Source organism: Bradyrhizobium sp. USDA 4502, assembly GCF_054063355.1.
The window spans coordinates 3,810,720-3,828,713 of the sequence record NZ_JBSSGF010000001.1; the positions used below are offsets into that span (position 1 = coordinate 3,810,720).

Genomic DNA, 17,994 nt, shown 5'->3' on the forward strand with positions numbered 1-17,994 from the left:
GGAAGGGTTCAGCTTCCCGCCCGGCTCTGACCCACAACCTTGGAGCTTGATCCATGTCGCAGGCTGAAATCACGAATACCACATCCCGAAGACGCTTTCTCGCCACTGCGGTCGTCGCCGCCCTTGTCCCTACCGGTGCCGCGGCCGCACCGGTAGCTGCCGACGCCGCCCTGGTCGACGCCGCGGCCGGCGTGGCAGCGCTCGACGAGGCCCTCTTGGCATTCCTCGATGCCAACGAGGACGATGATAAGGCCGACCAGCGGCCCGAGTACGAGGCGATGGAGAGCCAGAGGGCTGCCCACATAGAGACGTTGGCCACGGTCCCCGCCGTCAGCACCGCTGGCCTTTTGGCCAAGGCCCGCACGATGCTGTTTGACCAGTTCGCGCGGACTGACATCGCATGGTCGCTCGCCGAGGATATGGAACGGGTGCTCGCATGAGGAGGTCCGCAAGCAGCCGGCGCGCGCCGGAGTTCACCGCGACCCAGCTCAACAAGGTCGAGCCGTGCGGCGCCGGGCTGGTCCGCCTGCACTTTAGCGTCGAGCGCGACGCGGCTTGGGACACGCAGGTGACGATCCTGATGCCCTGCGTCGCGGTGGATGGCGCCCTTGGCTTTGCTGTGCAGGCGGTCCGGGAGATCGCCCGCGAGACCGGCGGCGACGTCCAGCAGATCGAGCACCGCGGCACGGTCAACTGATCGCCGGGCCGTCCCGCCCCTCCCCCTGTCGGAACCGCTGGGTTATCCCCCGGCGGTTCCTTGCATTCATTTGACATCTAATCTGTCTGCAGGCACTTTAATGTCAGATGACATCTAGGCGAGATAGCCGGGACCCATGACCAGCCCCAAGCAAGTTGAACGCGCTGTCGCGAAATTGGCGGACAAAGACCATCCTTTGTACTGGTTCATGTCCTTTGCGCAGAAGCCACTCTTTACGCCGGCCAACGTCATCAAGCTGGCCCCCGGCCTGACTGCGTCTACTCTCCAAAACTGGGCAAACCGCGAGATAGTGGAAGCTCTCTACGACATGAAGGAAGAGCGAGGCAGGAGATATTTCGATTCATCGGCGACCGCTCGAGTAGTGTTCGGGCATCGGTTGATCAGCGAGTTTAAGCTTCAGCCGGTCCACGCGATGCTCCTTGCAGAAATGGCGAGGATCCGAGTCATCGCAGAATGGTTGGGCGAGGGCATCTCGCCGAATGCGCCGCCGGATGCGAAGATTCCTATTCATTGGGATCACATCGAAAACTATTGGTTTCTATACGCGGATCGAAACCAAGCGGAACGCAATTACTGTACCGCGGTGACGACAGAGAACCTCGGCAGTGCGCTTACCGATTTTGGCGGCGCAATCGTTCTCCCATATGGTCGCGACGTGCTTGACCTGGCAATTCGGGCGAAAAAGCTCTTTCACGAAGGCAAAGAGTGAAGCAAAAAAATGTCCCGCAGCCCGGCATCGTTCAAACAGGCAGACGTCACCAAGGCCGTCAAAGCTTGCGTGAACGCTGGCGTGAAGGTCGGACGTGTCGAGATTAGCGCGGGAAAGATCATCGTCATCGCGGATCACCCGCAAGCTGTAGATCGCGACATTGAGACATCGGAGGAGCTGCGTAAGCTACTATGAAACCGCGTCGCTCTGCCCTGCCCTTGCCGCGCTACGTCGAGCGAAAGTCGCTAAGAAAAGGCGGCTGGGGCTACTTCTTCCATGTTCCATCGTGGGCGAAGAAGGCCGGCTGCAAGGTGCAGAATGCGCCGCTCGGCACCGACTACGAGAAGGCAGTCGAGCGAGCCGAGAAGGTGTTCCTGCCGGCATTCGACGAATGGCGCGCTGGGGGTAAGACGCTGGAGACGTCCTCCGCAGTCATTGCGCCGGGCACGCTGGACTGGGTGTTTGCTGAGTACCGCGCCGATCGACGCTGCACCAAGCTCGACCCCAAGACCAAGCGCAACCATGAGGTAGGATTCAAACTCGTCGGCGGCTACGTGCTGAAGGACGGAAAGCGTCTCGGAGAAAAGCGGGTCACAGCAATTGATACCGCCTTAGCCGACGAACTCTACGAGAAACTGCTTGTCCTCAAGACAACCGACAAGAGCGGCAACGTTGTGGAGCGCGAGCGCCGGACGACAGTGAACCATGCGATGAAGTCCTGCCGCCGGGCGTGGAATATCTGCTCACGTCGCAATCCAGGCAAGATGCCGCTGGTCAATCCCTTCGCAAAGATGGGCCTCGTGTCGTCCGATCGAGAGACCCCAACTGCGACCTACGATGAGCTGATCGCGTTCCGTGCCAAGGCTGTCGAGATGGGCATGTCGTCGCTCGCCACGGCCGCGCTGATCGGATGGGAGTGGCTTCAGCGTGAGACTGACATTTTCGCAACGTTCGACATCTCCCACTATCGTCCGAAGGACAAGCCTGACCTTGTTCGCGTGGTTGACGAGAAGACAGGCGTCGAGAGTTGGGTGCCGCTCTTCGACGATGCTGGCGCCTCGCTATATCCAGAATTGATGGCGGAGCTGGACGCGATCAAACGGGCACGCATCGGCGGACTTATGCTGGTCCGGGATTGGGGTAAGCGCGGACCTTGGCCGACATGGCCGAAGCCGGACCTGCCAGACTTCACGCACATGAGTCGCAAGGTGAAGGAGATCATTCGTGCGGCTGGATTGCGTGACGAGTTGTCGTTCACATCGTTCCGCCATGGAGGCCTGACCGAGACAGGTGACGCGGAACTAACCGACCGCGAGATCCTCGCACAGAGCCGGCACACCACCGTCAAGGTGCTCCCGAAGTACGTCAAGCGCACCACGAAGCAGATCGCCACCGGCACAAAGAAGCGCCGCTCAGTGCGAACGAAAGGCGGACATTTGTCCGAATGAGCAACAGTTCTGATGTCCGAATGGAAACCGCGGAATGAGAAAAGTACCTGAAATCATTGGAGCGGGTGAAGGGAATCGAACCCTCGTATTCAGCTTGGAAGGCTGCTGCTCTACCATTGAGCTACACCCGCATCTCGGGTTCACCTAACACGGCCGGGCGGCGGCCTCAACTGCCCCGGCGTGCGTTGTGTTCTCCGGTAAACGAAACCATTTCGCCGCAATCCGGCCGGTTTCCCGGCGCGGCTGGGCCGGAGGCGGCCTTAACAGCGGCGGATTCGGCACCTATATTCGAAGTCCCATCAACAAAGAAAGGAGGTGATCTAGTGTCTTGTCTCAAGCGCTGTCACCTCGCTGGGATCGCCCGCTAGGCCCTGAGCAATCAGCCTGGCATCGGGGCGCTCTCAGCCCTGGACCAGCGAGACATCAAAATCGGGGGCGCGGCGGAAGCTCATCCGCCGCGCCTTTTTGCTGTTTTGGCCTGCGCGATTCGCCGCTGCCATGCCGGACGGCGGGATACCTTGTCGCACCCCAGAGACCGTCCGATCCGCTACAGATGAAATGTCGGCTCGGATCGCCGCGAGACGTCCTTGGGCCAGTCGCATCAGAAACAAGGAGCACATCAGATGCTTTATGCCATCCTGGCCTATCACGTCGAAGCCGAGGTCAAATCGTGGAACGCCGAGGAGGACGCTGCCGTGATGACGGGTCTGCGCGAGGTCCATCAACGGCTGAAGGGCAAGCTCGGCCCGGCTGCGCGGCTCGGCGATACCCGCAATGCCAGCACGCTGCGTGGGCCCGGCCACGGCATGGTGATCGACGGGCCGTTCTCCGAAACCAAGGAGCAATTGCTCGGCTTCTACGTGATCGATTGCGCCGATGAGGCGGAGGCGATCGCCGCGGCGCGCGACCTGCGCAGCGTCAACCCGTCGGCGGTCTACGAGATTCGCGCGCTGAAGCTCTACATCCCCGGCGCGCCGTTTCCGGAGACCGCGGGCCCGCGCGACGCGTAGCGCGTGATCCCCGCGCAAACGGCTTTGGCGCTTGTCGCGAGGGAAAACCGCTTCGCACGTTTCCGGATCATGCCTTAGCGGCCGGAGCGTTTCGGCAGCTTCGGGAGTTTGCTGGGGTCGAACTTCGGCAGCGGCAGATCCGGCGGCGGCTCGGGTGCCACCTCCTGGCTCGGAATCAGCGTCACCTCGAAGGCGAGATCGGGCACGGCATCCGCCCTGCCCGTGCAGGTCGCGATCGCGCCGGTCCAGATGCCCTCGAGCCGCACCACGAGGTCGTCGGTGCCGAACACGGTCGTGCCGTCCCTGGAGTGCCGCTGCGTGGTGAGCACGGCGGAGAAGCGCTCGCCGTCGACCTCATAGGTGCCGCTGTAGAGCATGACCGCGTCGCCGCCCCACAGCCTGCCATCGGCGACGTGCACGATGCCGGTACCGTCCGCAAGCGACGTTCGAAACCACGCCGCGTAGGTGCCGTTCTTGAGCATGGAGCCGGTCTCCATCTGCTCCCGTTTCACAGCGCACGATCTGGGCATCGTTGCGTTAACAGGCGATGAAGGAACTCGCGCCTGCGCTCATTGGCCGTCGATCTGCCGTCCCATGATGGCGATCGCCTTCTGGTAGACGCCTGCCGCGTTCCACGCCTCGATCGCGGCGAAGTTGGGTTCCCCGGGCTGATAGCCGGCGCCGGCGCGCCAGCCATGGGCGCGCAGGAAGTTCGCCGTCGAGCTCAGCGCGTTGGCCGCGACGTCGAGATTGCCGGTGCCGTAGGCGAGGACGTTCTTCGGCATGAACTGGGTCTGGCCGATCTCGCCATGCATCGATCCGCGCGTGCTCCCGGACAACGTGCCGCGGTCGACGAGCTTCAGCGCCGCATAGAGCTGATCGGTGAAGAACTCCGGACGGCGGCAGTCATAGGCAAGCGTTGCGATCGAGGACAGCATGTTCTGATTGCCGCGCTGGCTGCCAAAGCCGCTCTCCATGCCCCAGATCGCGATCAACGGTCCCGGCGGCACGCCATAGCGCTGCTGGATCGAGGCGAACAGCGCGGCTTGCGACTGCTTCAGCGATCGGCCGCGCGCCACGATGGTCGCAGATCCCCGCTTGGCCATGAACTGCTCGAGCGACAGGCCGAAGCTGCGCTGGCCGCGATCCGCGGCAATCGTCGCACTGGCATAATGGGTCTGCATCAGTGCGGCGATCGCGGTGGCGCCGATGCCCTTGGCGCTCGCCTCGCCCGAGAACTGCTGCTTCCAGGCTTCGAATCCGCCGGGCCCGTTGCCGCACTGCGCCGCGTTCGCCTCAGCCCCCAGCGTTGCAACCATCACGACGATGGCGAGCGCCGACGTCGCAACCTGCCAGCCCCTGATCATCCGAAACCTCCTCCGCAAATATGCCGCCGCCCTCGCGGGCGCGGCGCTGACGATGGCCGGATGGACATGACCCGGCGATGAACGGCCCGCCTCAGATTCGGCCTCGGACCGTCACGATATGTCGCTGGCAGCGGATTGGCCATCCCGCCCGCCTCAGGCAGGCCGGGACATTTGGCCCCTGCGCCCGGAAGGCGTCACGCGCCGGGCATGACGACGAACACAGCGTGCGTGACGATGCGGATCGCGCATGAGACCCGCGAAATCCGGTGGTGAACGGCGTGCGATGTAGTAGGTTCTCGGCGGGGACGGCGGCCCCGCTGTCCTCCAACTTGGGAGGCGATGGCTATGATGAAGACCCTGTCACTTCTAGCGGTCCTGCCCTTTATCGGCGTCCTGTCGATGTCGACGGGCCACGCCGCATCCACATGCTCGACCAGCAATTTCGGCATCTCTGCGGTACCGTGCGGAAAGCGGTACGCGGTCAGCTACGAAGCCTGCCGGAAGTACGTGATCGAGCATGGCGCATCGCCCGCCGAATCCTGGTGGTACTGCAGCAGTCAAGGCTACACGAAATAGTCGGCACTTCCTGCGAGAGGCCTTTCGCCGCCGCGGACAGCACGTTGAGCTACCGCGACGTCGAATGCGTATGCCTGCCGGTCAGCGTGTTAGGGCACGTCGCCTCGCCTCACCGGGCCGACGGTCTGCGGCCGGTTGAGGAAGAACTCGCGGTTGCCGAGCGCGGCCTCGGCATACTGGTCGATCGCCACGATGATCGCTTGCACGTGGTGAAAGCACCAGCCTTCCCGCGTCGCCATGTGCCGGACCTCGGCCAGCGCCTTGATCCAGGGCGCGTGATCATCGCTGTCGTGGAAATACCGAAGCGGCTCTCTCATCTTTTCCTCCGGCACATCACGTCTTGCAGCTCGGCGCGCAGCCGCCGCGTCCCGAGCACTCGGTCATGCACGCGCTTCGCCGGCGGCCAGCTCTCGCTTCGCCGGGCGAATGAAGGCTGACGTCGCGGCGCGACGGCGCGGTGCAACGCTCGCATGCACGATGATCGGATCGCGGTCGCCCAGGACCTCCCGCTCCTCGACCAGGCGGCTCATGACCAGCCGCATCTTCAGGAGATCCCCGGCGACGAAGGCGCAGTCCTCATCGCGGTTGATCTGCTGGCGCATGATGGCTTCGGCCTCGAGCATGCTGACGCGCAGCGCCCTGATCTGCCTGCGAATTTCGCTGATGCGGTTGTCCATGGCGTCCTCCAATTCCCGGTGGAGGGCAATTAGAACAAAACAAGAACATTGAGTCAAGCAGTGAAAGCTGCCCGCCATGGGTATCGTTATCACGACGCAACCGGGTGAGTTGCAGTCACCGGCCGTAACAGCTTTCACGAATTCAACGTGAGGTACCGGACATCAAGCGAGATCAAGGAAGCCACGGCCGATCGCGCGCAGCGAAGATCGCAGCCGTCAAAGACAAACAGCCGACATACGACTGTGGAACAATGTGGCATCGAACTTGTCTACACAAATAGACAAGTTAAAATGGGTCGATTCTATTTCGATCATTGCGCAGCAAATGCCCAAGTACTCCAATGCCCAAGTCCTCCAAGCTGGTAGCCGCGAAGCGCGGCAAGGTTCTTCTGGTTAGACGCCGATCTGACGGGCTGTGGATGTTTCCCGGCGGGCGCAGGCGCGCGCGAGAAACCGGGAAGGATTGCCTCAAGCGCGAGATCAAGGAGGAGCTGCCGAAGCTCAAGCTCGGCAGGCTGAGCCTGTGGAAGGAAGTGACGGCCAGGAACAAGCGTTCCGGCCGCAGGATGAGCGACGCGATCTTCATCGCCAAGAACGCCAAGGGCCGACTGGCGATCGGCGACAAGAAGGAGATCGACCGCGCCGCCTGGCAGAAGCCGCGGGGCCTTCGCCTGACGCCGACCTCCCGCTACATCCGCGACCGGCTGTTTCCGAGCAAGCAGCGCCGCCGGAGATAGGCGGCGGGACCATCGCTGCTTGAATGCGCCGCGCTTCCACCCCAAAGAAACGGCCCCAGCGAGGGGGCACAAGCTGGGGCCGCGAGTTTACCTTGATCGTCCAGACACTGCCGGCAGGGACAGCACCGAACGTGTGACAATCATGCTCCGCCGCGTCGGTTCCTGGACGGCGCGCCTGGACGCGATCCCGGAAGGATGGGCCGTGAGCCTCACGCAGCGACAGCTCACGGCTGAGCACATCTCGATGCTCAACATGATGCTTGGCGAAGCGCGGCGACATGAGTTGTCCTGATTCCCCGCGGCGAATGTCCTGATGGGGGCGGCACCCTCTCCGGTGCGCCATCATTGATCGTCGGATACACATCCGCAGACCAAGAGTTCCACCGCAGGAACACCGTACTGATCCGGATTTCCGGAGAGATAGGACGGTCGTAATACCAACCCTGCCGGCGTTGCCGTTCTTTGCAGAGCATTTTTTCACGACTGAGTTTTTTGCAGACCTATTATGACCGGCAGAAAAGGGCCGCCGATGCGACGGCCCTTTTCGATTCAGTGCCCCATGTCATTCGCGCGGCAATGATCCCGGTAACGTACCCAACTCGGTACCAGGCAAAGAATGAGGACGCCAACCGGCGGCCTCCATGTTGAGTGGCCCCAGCAACCTATGGGGGCCTGGGAGGGCAGGCGCTGGGGCCGTCTACCGGCCCGGTTGGCGCGGTCGGGCCAGGTGAGCTTCCATCAAATGAACAGAGCAACGGCAACCATTGCGATTGGGCAAAGTCCCAATACGACGATGCCCGCTCGAACAATCACTTCGGACATGACATGCGCCCTTCAATGGGGCGGTCAAAATACGCCGCGGCGGAAGCCGCGCAAAGTGCAGTTTGTGCCAGTTTTTCCGCGTCCCTCAATCATGCGTCACGGCGGGAAAGTACGCGCCAAGGCGGAGTCGTTGAGACAGCAAAACTCACGCGCGAACCTCCCGGAGGTCGCCGAAGAGTGAGGCCTCAGGCGGTAGATTTCGGCCCTGGAGTTTGGCGGCTGCGCCGGCACACCGTGCTGATTTCTTCAGCTTCGCATACCGCCGACGCGTGCTAGGAATGACGTGATCCGCTGCGTATCGGACCACGACATGAGCCAGAACTCGTCAGAATGACCTTCCCCTCCAACCGCCAGAGGCGGCTGTTCAGACTGGTCTCCGCGCGCTGGCAGCGCCGCGCCCTGTTCTTGCTGGGCGGCATTGCGGTCGGCGCGGCGGCCGTCGCGCTGGCACAGCTCGCCGATCTGGCGCAGATCGCGTTCGGCGCGGTGGTATCCCGTTTCCATTATGCCTCGCTGGTGCTGACGCCGGCCGGGTTCGCGCTGTCGGTGTTTCTGACCAACCGCTTCTTTCAGAACGCGCAAGGCAGCGGGATCCCGCAGGCGATCGCCGCACGCCATCTGACCGATCAGACCGCGCGCGAAAGCCTGGTTTCGCTGCGCGTTGCGGCCGGCAAGATCCTGCTCACCCTGTTCGGCCTGTTGTGTGGCGCGTCGGTCGGGCGCGAGGGACCGACGGTGCAGATCGGCGCCTCGATCATGTTTGCGCTCGGCCGCTTCTCGCCGCGGCGCCAACCCGGCCTGATCCTTGCCGGCGCGGCCGCAGGTGTCGCGGCCGCTTTCAACACCCCGCTGGCCGGGATCGTGTTCGGCATCGAGGAAATGAGCCGTGCCTTCGAGACGAGAACCAGCAGCCTGATCATCGGCGCGGTGATCGCTGCCGGCCTGACCTCGCTCGCTCTGATGGGCAACTATACGTATTTCGGCACCAGCGCGACGGCCCTGCGCAACGGCACCGACTGGCTCGCGGTCCCGCTCTGCGGCATTGCCGGAGGTCTTGCGGGCGGCCTGTTCAGTCGCATCCTGATCACAATGGCACGCGGGTTTGCCAATCCAGTCGGAAGCGCGATCAAGCGTTATCCAGTCGGTTTTGCCGCAGTCTGCGGATTAGCGGCTGCGATTTGCGGGATTGCGTCCGACGGCGCGATCTATGGCACGGGATATCAGCAGGTCAAATCCGCGCTCGAAGCCGGAGCACAATTGCCGGCGAGCTTCAGCGTCTGGAAATTCCTCGCGACCACGTTCGCCTCGATCAGCGGCATGCCGGGCGGCATCTTCGCGCCCTCGCTCGCGGTCGGTGCCGGGCTCGGCTCCAACATCGCGCCGCTGTTTCACGGCGCGCCGCTGTCGGCCATCATGCTGCTCGGCATGGTCTCCTATTTCGCCGGCGTGGTTCAGGCGCCGATCACCGCCTTCGTGATCGTCACCGAGATGACCGACAATCACGCGATGGTCGTGCCCTTGATGGCCGCGGCCCTGATTGCGCACGCGAGCTCGCGCCTGATCTGCAAGGAAGGCGTCTATCACGCCCTCGCCAAGGGCTTCGTCGAGCGCGCTGCGCCGGCGCAGAAGATCACCTCGATCTGAACTCCCGGCACCACGGGAAAACGGCCCCGGCATCTCGCGTTGCCGGGGCCGTCCTATTCCCATGCTCACGCCGAACCGCCAGTGCCGATAATCAGGCGGACCCTCTGGGCCTTTGAAAATTTCCTTAATGAAAAAGCCCGCCCAGCATCCGAAGATTCGCGCGATCCGGCGTTTCGGAAAATAACGCGTGTGAATCCAGCTTGAATAAATTTCGTCTGGAACAAACGGAATGTTTCAGTGACTCTTCATGCGTGAACGCCAGTTCCGGGTTCCTCGGGGAGCGGACTTGTCGCGGCGACGTTGGTCTATGGGCAATCCCTGAGAAAGGGGGAAGCACCATGGTCGAGAACGTCATGACCAACGCCGGCTATTGGCGGGATCGAGCCGCCAAGACACGTGCCAAGGCGGAGTTGTTCAGATACCAAAACTCACGTGCGAATCTTCTGAAGATCGCCGAAGAGTACGATCGTCTGGCCAACTATGCCGAGCAGCAATTACTGCGCGCACCGAGAGTAAACCTGTCCGGCCAATCTCCTTAACGGCAGGAGCCTTTGGACATTGGGCCGTCTCAGCCGGTGCGTGCGCCGCACGTCACGCTGCTTTGGCCAATCGAGCCTCAGCCCCGATAGGCAAACAGCTCGATCGGCTCGCTGAAACCGCGCACCGAATGCTCGCCGACATGCTCGAGCGCGAAATCGTGCGAGACCAGATCGGCGAAGGCGCGCGACAGCAGCACGTTTCGTCCCAACTGCTTGGTCAGAGCCTCGAGCCGCGAGGCCATGTTCACCGCGGGGCCGATCACCGTGAAGTCGAGCCGGCTGCGCGATCCGATATTGCCGTACATGACGTCGCCGACATGGACGCCGATGCCGTAATTCATTGGGGCGCGGCCCATCATGCTGTTCTTTTCGCTGAGCGCCGCCATCGCTTGCCGCGCCTCGGACACCGCGTGCAGCAGGTTGGCGCAGGCCCTGGGATCGCTGAGCGGGAAAATCGCAAGCAGACCATCGCCGATGAATTTCAGGATTTCCCCGCCGTGCCGCGCAATCGGCTCCGACATCGCGTCGAAATAGTCGTTGAGGAGATCGATGACGTCGTCGCGCGGCCAGGAATCCGAGATCCGGGTGAAGTCCCTGAGATCGCAGATCATGATCGCGGCGCGGACCGTGGTGCCGCTGCCCCGCCGCGTCGCGCCTGCCAGGATCATCTCACCAGCATGGGTGCCGACATAGGTCTCGAGCAGCGTCCGCGCCAGGCGGTTCTTCATCCGGATTTCGCTGACCAGCGCCAGCACCGGCAGCACCTTGCGCAGCTCGGCGATGTCAGCGTCATCGAAACCGCCGGACCGGTCGGTCGCGAAGGTCACGACATGCCGCTTGCCGAGCGTATGCAGCAGCGGCCACGCCACATAGTCGGTCAGGCCTTGCGCGCGCATCTCGTCAAAGAGCGCATGCGTGCGGCCAGGCGCCCGTTCGAGCCGCTCGCGCACTTCGCCGGCGCCCTGGTGGATTTCGTAGACCGGGCTGCCGATATATTCCGAGCGCTCCCTGACCTCGTAGTCGACCCGCGTGATCTCGGCCTCGCGCTTGCCGTCGCCCCAGATGATCCGGGCGCCGAGCCATTGCGGATGCTGTATCAGCAGATTCATCGTCGCCCGCTTGAGCGGAATACCCGTTTGCTGCAACCGGATGCACAGCTCGGCGAAGATATTGTCGATGAAGCGCTCGTCGCGGGTCTCGTTGGTCAGCCAGGCCACAACGTCGCCGCCAGACTGCGGCGTGACGGACTCGATGTTGGGGGCGTTCATGGCTTGCTCCGGAGCGGCGGGTGGGATCAGGAACCGATATGTCGTGCTTCTGCCCGGCAACGTCAACGCCACCAGCGGTAACGTGATCGGGCGTGTCGGTGGTCGGCCGCCCTGCCCGGCAACCTTCACATCCGCTTCCGCACGCTATCGCGCCCGGCACGGACTCAACTGGTTAGCGATCGATTAATTGCAGCGCGCGGACGTTGCATCGCGGGCACACTGCTTCCTGTTTCGCTTGGGGAACGCCAAGCTTCATTTGTTTGCTCACAGTGAGTCACATACCGTGCCGCCCATCCGCTGCCGGCGAATGTTTGCCGGAATGCAACCTGTCGGGCAGCGGCAAGAACAAGGGGCTGAGCGCCATGCGCGAATGCATCGGGGCTGCGACAATCGCACGACACGTTGGTGACACCACACTCAATCCACGCCGGACTGCATCGCAATCCCGCACCCGCGCGGACTTCCAGCGCCTGCTGCTGCTGAGCGCCTCGGTCGCCACGCTCGCGGCGCTGATGCCGGGCTCGGCGGCGGCGCAGACCTGGACCGGCGCCACCAGCAACGACTGGACGGTGGGCTCGAACTGGAACACCGGAGCGGCTCCGGCCGGCGGTGCTACGGTGGTTATTACGCCGGGCTCAAACGTCGTTCTCGGCGTGACCCCTGGGGCGATCGGCACCGCCGGCAGTTTCAATGTTCAGAGCGCGGCTGGCGGAACGACCCACCTCACAATTCAAAACGGCAGCACGCTGACAAGCGGCACGTCCGGGATTTCCAATACCACAGGCGGTACGGCGACCGTCACAGTAACGGGAGCCGGATCGCAGTGGAACGCCACTACGATCACCGTCAGCCTTTCCGGTACGGGCACCCTCAACGTCACCGACGGCGCGACCGTCAACTTTACAAGCCGAATCATACTCGGCACCGCGGTTGGGGGCGGCACTGGCACGCTCAATGTCAGCAATGCCACACTGATAAATCACGGCTTCGGCATCAGCGTCGGCAACGCGAACGGCCGGGTGAATTTTGACAACGCCACGTTCCGCGCGGCCATCAACACCCCCATTGTCTCCAGCGGAACGGCTGCCCAGAACAACCTCGCCGCGGGCGGACTGACCATCGATAGCAATGGGTTCACCGTCCTCCAGGCCAATGGCTTCAGCGGCGTCGGCGGCTTGACCAAGACCGGCGCCGGGATCTTCAACTTCACCGGCGTCGGCAACAGCTACACCGGCGACACGGTGATCCAGCAAGGCACGTTCCGGCTGTCTGGCGCCGCCGGCTCCGGTAATGCCGTCGCCACCTCGAGCCGGGTGGTCGATAACGCCGACTTCGATATTTCGGTCATCTCGGACCCCAACGCGCACATCAAGAGCCTCGCCGGCAGCAGCGCCGGCAGCGTCACGCTGGGCGCCAAGGACCTGATCATTACCAATGCGAACGATACGTTTGCCGGCGCGATCAGCGGCATCGGCGGGCTGCAAGTGAGCGGCGGCACGCAGGCTCTATCAGGCGTGCAGGCCTATAGCGGCGCGACAACGATCGCGGGCGGCACGCTGGCGCTGACCGGCGGCGGCGACATCGCCGCTTCCAGCCAGGTGATCGCGAACGGCACGTTCAGCATCGCCGGCCTTTCCGGCGCAGGCACCAGCATCCAGCGGCTGTCGGGGTCAGGCAGCGTCGACCTCGGCGCCAAGACGCTGACGCTGACCGCCGCGAACGACACGTTCGCCGGCGTGATCGGCGGCAGCGGTGCCCTGACGCTTGCTGGCGGCACCGAGACACTGTCCGGCGCCAACACCTATAGCGGCGTGACCACGATCTCCGCGGGCACGCTGGCGCTGACGGGCGCAGGATCGATCAGCAATTCCAGCCATGTGGTGGCGAATTCGGCGTTCGACATCTCCGGCCTCACAAGCGCCGGCACCAGCATCCAGAGCCTCGCCGGCAGCGGCAATGTCGCGCTCGGTACCAAGACGCTGACCATCACCAATGCCAGCGACACGTTCTCCGGAGCCATCGGCGGCACCGGCGGCTTGCGCTGACCGGCGGCACGCAGATCCTGTCCGGCGTCAACACCTATAGCGGCGCGACCACGGTAACCGGCGGCACGCTGCAAGCCGGCGCGGTCAATGCGTTCAGCGCGGCGTCTGCCATCACCGCTGGCGCCGGCGCCACGATCGACCTCAACGGCCTCAACCAGACCATCGGCGGATTCAGCAACGCCGGCGCGTTGCGGTTCGGCGCGGCGCCCGGCACGACGCTGACGGTCGCCGGCAATTATGCCGGCAATGGCGGCACGCTGCTGTTCAACACCGTGCTCGGCGGCGACGGTTCGGCGACCGACCGCCTGGTCGCGGCAAGCACGTCGGGTACTTCGACGGTGCGGATCAACAATGCCGGCGGCGGCGGCGCGCAGACCGCCGACGGCATCAAGCTGATCGACGTCACCGGCGCCTCCAACGGCGTCTTCGCGCTGGCGGGCAATTATTCGTTGCAGGGTCAGCAGGCGATCGTCGCCGGCGCCTATGCCTATACGCTGCAGAAGAACGGCATCGCGACGCCGGCGGATGGCGACTGGTATCTGCGCTCCAGCCTGGTACCGTCGAGCGATCCAACCGCGCCGACGCCGCGGGGCGCGCCCGCGGGTCCGCTGTACCAGCCCGGCGTGCCGCTTTACGAGAACTACGCCCAGGTGCTGCTCGGCATGAACGCGCTGCCTTCGCTGCAGGAGCGCGTCGGCAACCGCTATTGGGGCGGCAATAGCGGCCCGAGCGAAGCGATGGCGCGGATGGGCGTCACGCCGGCGGCAACGGCCGAGAGCTCATGGACGCAATCGGCGTTCTGGGGGCGCATCGAGGGCGGTCAAACCAGCCTGCGGCCGTCGAACACCACGGGCTCGACCTTGAGCAGCGATGACTTCAAGGCGCAGGCCGGACTCGACGGCCTCGCGCTCGAGAACAATTACGGCCGCCTGATCGTCGGCCTCACGCTGCAATACGGCCTGACGACGGCATACGTGAATTCGTTCTTCGGCAACGGCCGCATCCGCGCCGAGGGCACCGGCGTCGGCGCCACCGCGACCTGGTACGGCGACAACGGCGTCTACATCGACGGCCAGATGCAGACCATGTTCTATCGCGGCGATCTCACCTCCGATCTCGTCGGCAGCATGACTCACGGCGATGAAGGCCTCGGTTACGCGTTCAGCGTCGAGGGCGGCAAGCGGTTCACTATCGGCAACGGATTTTCGCTGACACCGCAGGCGCAGCTCGCCTATTCGAAGGTCGATTTCGACGGCTTCACCGACCGCTTCGGCGCGCTGGTCTCGCTCGGCAATGCCGACAGCCTGCTCGGCCGCGTCGGGTTGTCGCTCAATCACCGGAAGAGCTGGAGCGACGGCGCCCGCTCCGACCTCTACGCGATCGGCAACCTGCACTACGAATTCCTCGACGGCACCAACGTCGACGTCGCGGGCACCGGCTTCGCCAGCGCCAACGACCGGCTCTGGGGCTCGATCGGCGGTGGCGGCAGCTACAGCTGGGCGGGCGGCCGCTACACCGTGTTCGGCGAAGCGACCTACCGCGCCAGCCTGCAGGACGCCGGTGACAACCACAGCTACAAGGGCACCGCCGGCCTCCGCGTGGTGTGGTGAGGCCGCTTCACCTCGCCCCGCGTGCGGGGTCGAGACGAGCGAAGCTGCATGATTTCTGTATAATGGAATAATGCCGCTGATTTGCCCGACGCGTCAAGCTGTCGTGTTCGCCGGCAGGCGCCCGCTACTTTGCATGGGGTTGTTTTCGATATTTTGGCCGTGCGCCCCTGCGGCGGCAGGCTAGCGTACCCTACCCGCCCAACCTATCCACCTCGGCCTTGCCGGCCTTCATCACCAGCGGGATTTGCTCGCCCTGGCCGAGCAGGCATGTCACGTCGCGCAGCGGGTTACCCTCGACCACCAGCAGATCGGCAAACGCCTCCGGCGCGATGCGGCCGAGCTTGCCTTCCATGCCGAGCACCTCGGCGCCGACAATGGTCGCGCTGGCGATCACCGCCTGCGGGCCGAGCAGCTCGGCCCGGATCCGGAATTCGTCGCTCTGCAGGCGCTGCGATGGTCCGAGCAGATCGGTGCCAAATCCCATCTTGACCCCGGCCTCGCGGTAGATCGCGAGCGAGCGCAGCCCGGCGTCGCGCACGTCGGCGATCTTGGCGACGCTCGCCGCAGGCAGGCCGTATTTCGCGCCTTCGTTTGCCAATGCTTCGTAGGTGACCAGGGTCGGGACCACATAAGCGCCCTGCTCCGCCATCAGGCGCGCGGTCGGAAGATCGACCAGGTTGCCATGCTCGATGGTGCGCACGCCGCAGCGTATCGCCCGCTCGATCGCCTCCGCCGTGTAGGCGTGGGCCAGCACATAGGTGTGCCGCGCCCTCGCCTCGGCGACGATGGCGCGGATCTCGTCCTCGGAATAGCCGTAGGCGCCGATCGGATCGGTCGGCGACGCAACGCCGCCGGACGCCATGATCTTGATCTGGTCGGCGCCCATCTGCAGTTCCTCGCGCACCGCCTTGCGCACCGCGTCGACGCCGTCGACGACGCGCGCGATGGCGCCGACCCGCACGCAGCAGGAGCAGGTCGGGTCGGCCAGATAGTCCGAGCGGGCGCGCCCGTCGCCGTGGCCGCCGGTCTGGCTGAGCGCGCGGCCGGAGACGAACAGCCGCGGACCGTCGGTGAGGCCGGTGTCGATCGCCTGCTTCAGCGCATAGCCGGCGCCGCCGGCATCGCGCACGGTGGTGAAGCCGCGCTTCAGCATGCTGCGCAACAGCATGGTCGAACGCAGCGTCACCAGCACGTTGGCCATCCGCGCCTGCTGCGACAAATCGAGTTCGACCGCAACCGCATGCACATGCAGGTCGATCAAGCCGGGCATCAGGGTCTTGCCCTTGAGGTCGACGACCCGATCGGCGGAAGCCTCGATCGGCCGATCCGACACTTCCTTGATCAGGCGGTCCTCGACCAGCACGTGGTGGCCCTCGAGCAGATCGGGCCGCAGCGGATCGAGCAGCGCGGCATTCTTGAAGAGGGTCGTAGCCATGATGATCTCCCAGGCGCCGCGATCACGCGGCTTCGCTTGCGATGTCTTCCAGCGACCGGCCGCGCGTCGGCACGCCCATCAGCACCACGGTCAGCGCGCCAATCAGGAGGACGGACGTGGTGACGCCGAACACGCCGGCAAAGCCGAAATTCGGGTAGAGGTAGCCGACCAGGATCGGCGCCACGATCGCGCCGATGCGGCCGATCGCGGAGGCAAGCCCGGCACCCGTGGTCCGGATCGATGTCGGAAACACTTCGGCCGTGTAGGCATAGACGCCCGCATAGGTGCCGTTCATGAAGAACGACAGCAGCAGGCCGGCCGTCATGATCTCCGCATCGCTCTTGGCAAAGGCGAGCCCGAGCGCGCTGACGCCGCCGAGCAGCATATAGGTCGCAATCGTCGCCTGCCGTCCGATCCGCTCATTGAAAAAGGCGGCGGTGAAATAGCCCGGTACCTGCGCGCAATACATCGCGAGCGAATAGCCGAAACTCTTGGTGATGCTCATGCCGTTCTGCACCAAGAGGCCGGGAATCCAGACGAAGAAGGAATAGTAGCTGAAGGTGATCGACAGCCACATGATCCAGGTCATGGTGGTGATGCGCGCCTGCCGGCCGGCGAGCAGCGCGGCAAAATTGCTCGACAGCGTTCCCGACGAGGCGACTGGCGTGGCCGGCTCGGCGACCGCAGGCGGCAGCGCACGGCCCTCTCGCGCGAAGCTCGCCTCGATCCGGTCGAGCACTGCTTCGGCTTCCTTCGCCCTGCCCCGGCTTTCCAGCCAGCGCGGCGATTCCGGCAGCGATCTCCGCCACCACAGCAGCATCACGACAGGCACGGCCGTGATGACCAGCACGATGCGCCAGCCGTTCTCGTAGGCGGGCACGATGAAATAGCCGAGCAAGGCGGCGGCGACGAAGCCGAACGAGAAGAAGCCCGCCAGCGCGCCGGTGAAGGCACCGCGGTAACGTCGCGCCACGAACTCCGCGAGGTACGGTGCGATGATCGCGCTCTCCGCGCCGGTGCCCATGCCGGCGACGACGCGGGCGGCAAAGAACGCCGGCCAGCTGTCCACCGCCGCGCTGACCAGCGAGGCCGCGCTGTAGAGCGCGAGCGCCGACATCATCACCGCGCGGCGGCCGATCAGATCGCCCAGCGTGCCCGCGAGCAGCGCGCCGAACAGATAACCGACGAAGGTGCTGCTGCCGAGCACGCCGGTCTCGACATTGGTCAGCCCCCAGGCGGTGCGCAGCACCGGCAGGATGAACGCCAGCACGGCGGCATCCATCGCGTCAAAGAGATAGCCGAGGCCGCCCATCAGCAGCAGGTGCACATGGAACCGCGCGAACGGCAGGCGCTCGATGCGCGCCGAGATCATCGACATGAAAGTCCCCC

Annotated in this window: 19 protein-coding genes and 1 tRNA gene; 12 read left to right on the forward strand and 8 right to left on the reverse strand. The window is 64.4% G+C overall.

Going from position 1 to position 17,994, the window contains the following annotated elements:
• Positions 1-53 precede the first annotated feature (53 nt).
• The 5 genes from ACVW1B_RS17625 to ACVW1B_RS17645 all read left to right on the forward strand — a co-directional run bounded on the left by ACVW1B_RS17625 (position 54) and on the right by ACVW1B_RS17645 (position 2,875).
• A complete protein-coding gene (locus ACVW1B_RS17625; protein ID WP_456821834.1) occupies positions 54-440 on the forward strand; it encodes a hypothetical protein in 387 nt (128 codons plus the stop codon).
• Entirely contained in the window at positions 437-697 is a 261-nt protein-coding gene (locus ACVW1B_RS17630; RefSeq protein ID WP_456821835.1) for a hypothetical protein, read from the forward strand. Before ACVW1B_RS17625 ends, ACVW1B_RS17630 begins: the two co-directional genes overlap by 4 nt.
• Before the next feature lie 136 nt (positions 698-833).
• Positions 834-1,427, forward strand: a complete 594-nt coding sequence (locus ACVW1B_RS17635; RefSeq protein ID WP_456821836.1) for a hypothetical protein — start codon at positions 834-836, stop codon at positions 1,425-1,427.
• A gap of 9 nt (positions 1,428-1,436) precedes the next feature.
• Positions 1,437-1,622 (forward strand): hypothetical protein, encoded by a 186-nt coding sequence (locus ACVW1B_RS17640; protein WP_456821837.1) that lies wholly within the window; start codon positions 1,437-1,439, stop codon positions 1,620-1,622.
• The gene (locus tag ACVW1B_RS17645) at positions 1,619-2,875 is read left to right on the forward strand and encodes a hypothetical protein (RefSeq protein WP_456821838.1); all 1,257 of its coding nucleotides are present in this window, start codon (positions 1,619-1,621) and stop codon (positions 2,873-2,875) included. Before ACVW1B_RS17640 ends, ACVW1B_RS17645 begins: the two co-directional genes overlap by 4 nt.
• Before the next feature lie 57 nt (positions 2,876-2,932).
• On the opposite strand, the gene ACVW1B_RS17650 is transcribed toward ACVW1B_RS17645, so the two are convergent.
• A tRNA-Gly gene (locus ACVW1B_RS17650) sits at positions 2,933-3,006 on the reverse strand.
• A gap of 492 nt (positions 3,007-3,498) precedes the next feature.
• Here ACVW1B_RS17650 and ACVW1B_RS17655 point away from each other — a divergent pair.
• Positions 3,499-3,885 (forward strand): YciI family protein, encoded by a 387-nt coding sequence (locus ACVW1B_RS17655; RefSeq protein WP_028335390.1) that lies wholly within the window; start codon positions 3,499-3,501, stop codon positions 3,883-3,885.
• Positions 3,886-3,959: 74 nt separating this feature from the next.
• Here the strand turns inward: ACVW1B_RS17655 and ACVW1B_RS17660 are convergent, their stop codons facing one another.
• Both ACVW1B_RS17660 and ACVW1B_RS17665 read right to left on the reverse strand, forming a co-directional pair.
• Complete coding sequence (locus ACVW1B_RS17660) at positions 3,960-4,367, reverse strand: hypothetical protein (RefSeq protein WP_253636029.1); 408 nt, start codon at positions 4,365-4,367, stop codon at positions 3,960-3,962.
• 87 nt (positions 4,368-4,454) lie between these two features.
• Complete coding sequence (locus tag ACVW1B_RS17665) at positions 4,455-5,252, reverse strand: lytic murein transglycosylase (protein WP_038383190.1); 798 nt, start codon at positions 5,250-5,252, stop codon at positions 4,455-4,457.
• A gap of 345 nt (positions 5,253-5,597) precedes the next feature.
• Between ACVW1B_RS17665 and ACVW1B_RS17670 the strand changes: the two genes are divergently transcribed.
• Positions 5,598-5,828: a hypothetical protein gene (locus tag ACVW1B_RS17670; protein WP_225160192.1), complete on the forward strand. Its 231-nt coding sequence runs from the start codon at positions 5,598-5,600 to the stop codon at positions 5,826-5,828.
• Between the two features lie 89 nt (positions 5,829-5,917).
• Here ACVW1B_RS17670 and ACVW1B_RS17675 read toward each other — a convergent pair whose 3' ends face one another.
• Together ACVW1B_RS17675 and ACVW1B_RS17680 are read right to left on the reverse strand one after the other, a co-directional pair.
• A complete protein-coding gene (locus ACVW1B_RS17675; RefSeq protein WP_016843397.1) occupies positions 5,918-6,145 on the reverse strand; it encodes a hypothetical protein in 228 nt (75 codons plus the stop codon).
• Positions 6,146-6,208: 63 nt separating this feature from the next.
• Positions 6,209-6,505 carry a hypothetical protein gene (locus ACVW1B_RS17680; RefSeq protein ID WP_076831506.1) on the reverse strand — a complete coding sequence of 99 codons (297 nt, stop codon included), beginning with the start codon at positions 6,503-6,505 and terminating at the stop codon, positions 6,209-6,211.
• Positions 6,506-6,846: 341 nt separating this feature from the next.
• On the opposite strand from ACVW1B_RS17680, the gene ACVW1B_RS17685 reads away from it, so the two are divergent.
• From ACVW1B_RS17685 to ACVW1B_RS17695, 3 genes are all read left to right on the forward strand, one after another.
• On the forward strand, positions 6,847-7,242 hold the full coding sequence (locus tag ACVW1B_RS17685) for an NUDIX hydrolase (protein ID WP_076831509.1): 396 nt from the start codon (positions 6,847-6,849) through the stop codon (positions 7,240-7,242).
• A gap of 1,152 nt (positions 7,243-8,394) precedes the next feature.
• Entirely contained in the window at positions 8,395-9,708 is a 1,314-nt protein-coding gene (locus ACVW1B_RS17690; protein WP_253608105.1) for a chloride channel protein, read from the forward strand.
• Positions 9,709-10,046: 338 nt separating this feature from the next.
• A complete protein-coding gene (locus ACVW1B_RS17695; protein WP_253608104.1) occupies positions 10,047-10,247 on the forward strand; it encodes a hypothetical protein in 201 nt (66 codons plus the stop codon).
• Positions 10,248-10,324: 77 nt separating this feature from the next.
• Here the strand turns inward: ACVW1B_RS17695 and ACVW1B_RS17700 are convergent, their stop codons facing one another.
• Complete coding sequence (locus ACVW1B_RS17700; protein WP_253608103.1) at positions 10,325-11,515, reverse strand: adenylate/guanylate cyclase domain-containing protein; 1,191 nt, start codon at positions 11,513-11,515, stop codon at positions 10,325-10,327.
• 311 nt (positions 11,516-11,826) lie between these two features.
• On the opposite strand from ACVW1B_RS17700, the gene ACVW1B_RS17705 reads away from it, so the two are divergent.
• A complete protein-coding gene (locus ACVW1B_RS17705; protein ID WP_456821839.1) occupies positions 11,827-13,560 on the forward strand; it encodes a beta strand repeat-containing protein in 1,734 nt (577 codons plus the stop codon).
• A 188-nt stretch (positions 13,561-13,748) separates the two neighbouring features.
• Positions 13,749-15,170 carry an autotransporter family protein gene (locus tag ACVW1B_RS17710; protein WP_456821840.1) on the forward strand — a complete coding sequence of 474 codons (1,422 nt, stop codon included), beginning with the start codon at positions 13,749-13,751 and terminating at the stop codon, positions 15,168-15,170.
• A gap of 190 nt (positions 15,171-15,360) precedes the next feature.
• On the opposite strand, the gene ACVW1B_RS17715 is transcribed toward ACVW1B_RS17710, so the two are convergent.
• On the reverse strand, positions 15,361-16,605 hold the full coding sequence (locus tag ACVW1B_RS17715) for an amidohydrolase family protein (RefSeq protein WP_456821841.1): 1,245 nt from the start codon (positions 16,603-16,605) through the stop codon (positions 15,361-15,363).
• A gap of 22 nt (positions 16,606-16,627) precedes the next feature.
• On the reverse strand, positions 16,628-17,983 hold the full coding sequence (locus ACVW1B_RS17720) for an MFS transporter (RefSeq protein ID WP_456821842.1): 1,356 nt from the start codon (positions 17,981-17,983) through the stop codon (positions 16,628-16,630).
• Positions 17,984-17,994 lie beyond the last annotated feature (11 nt).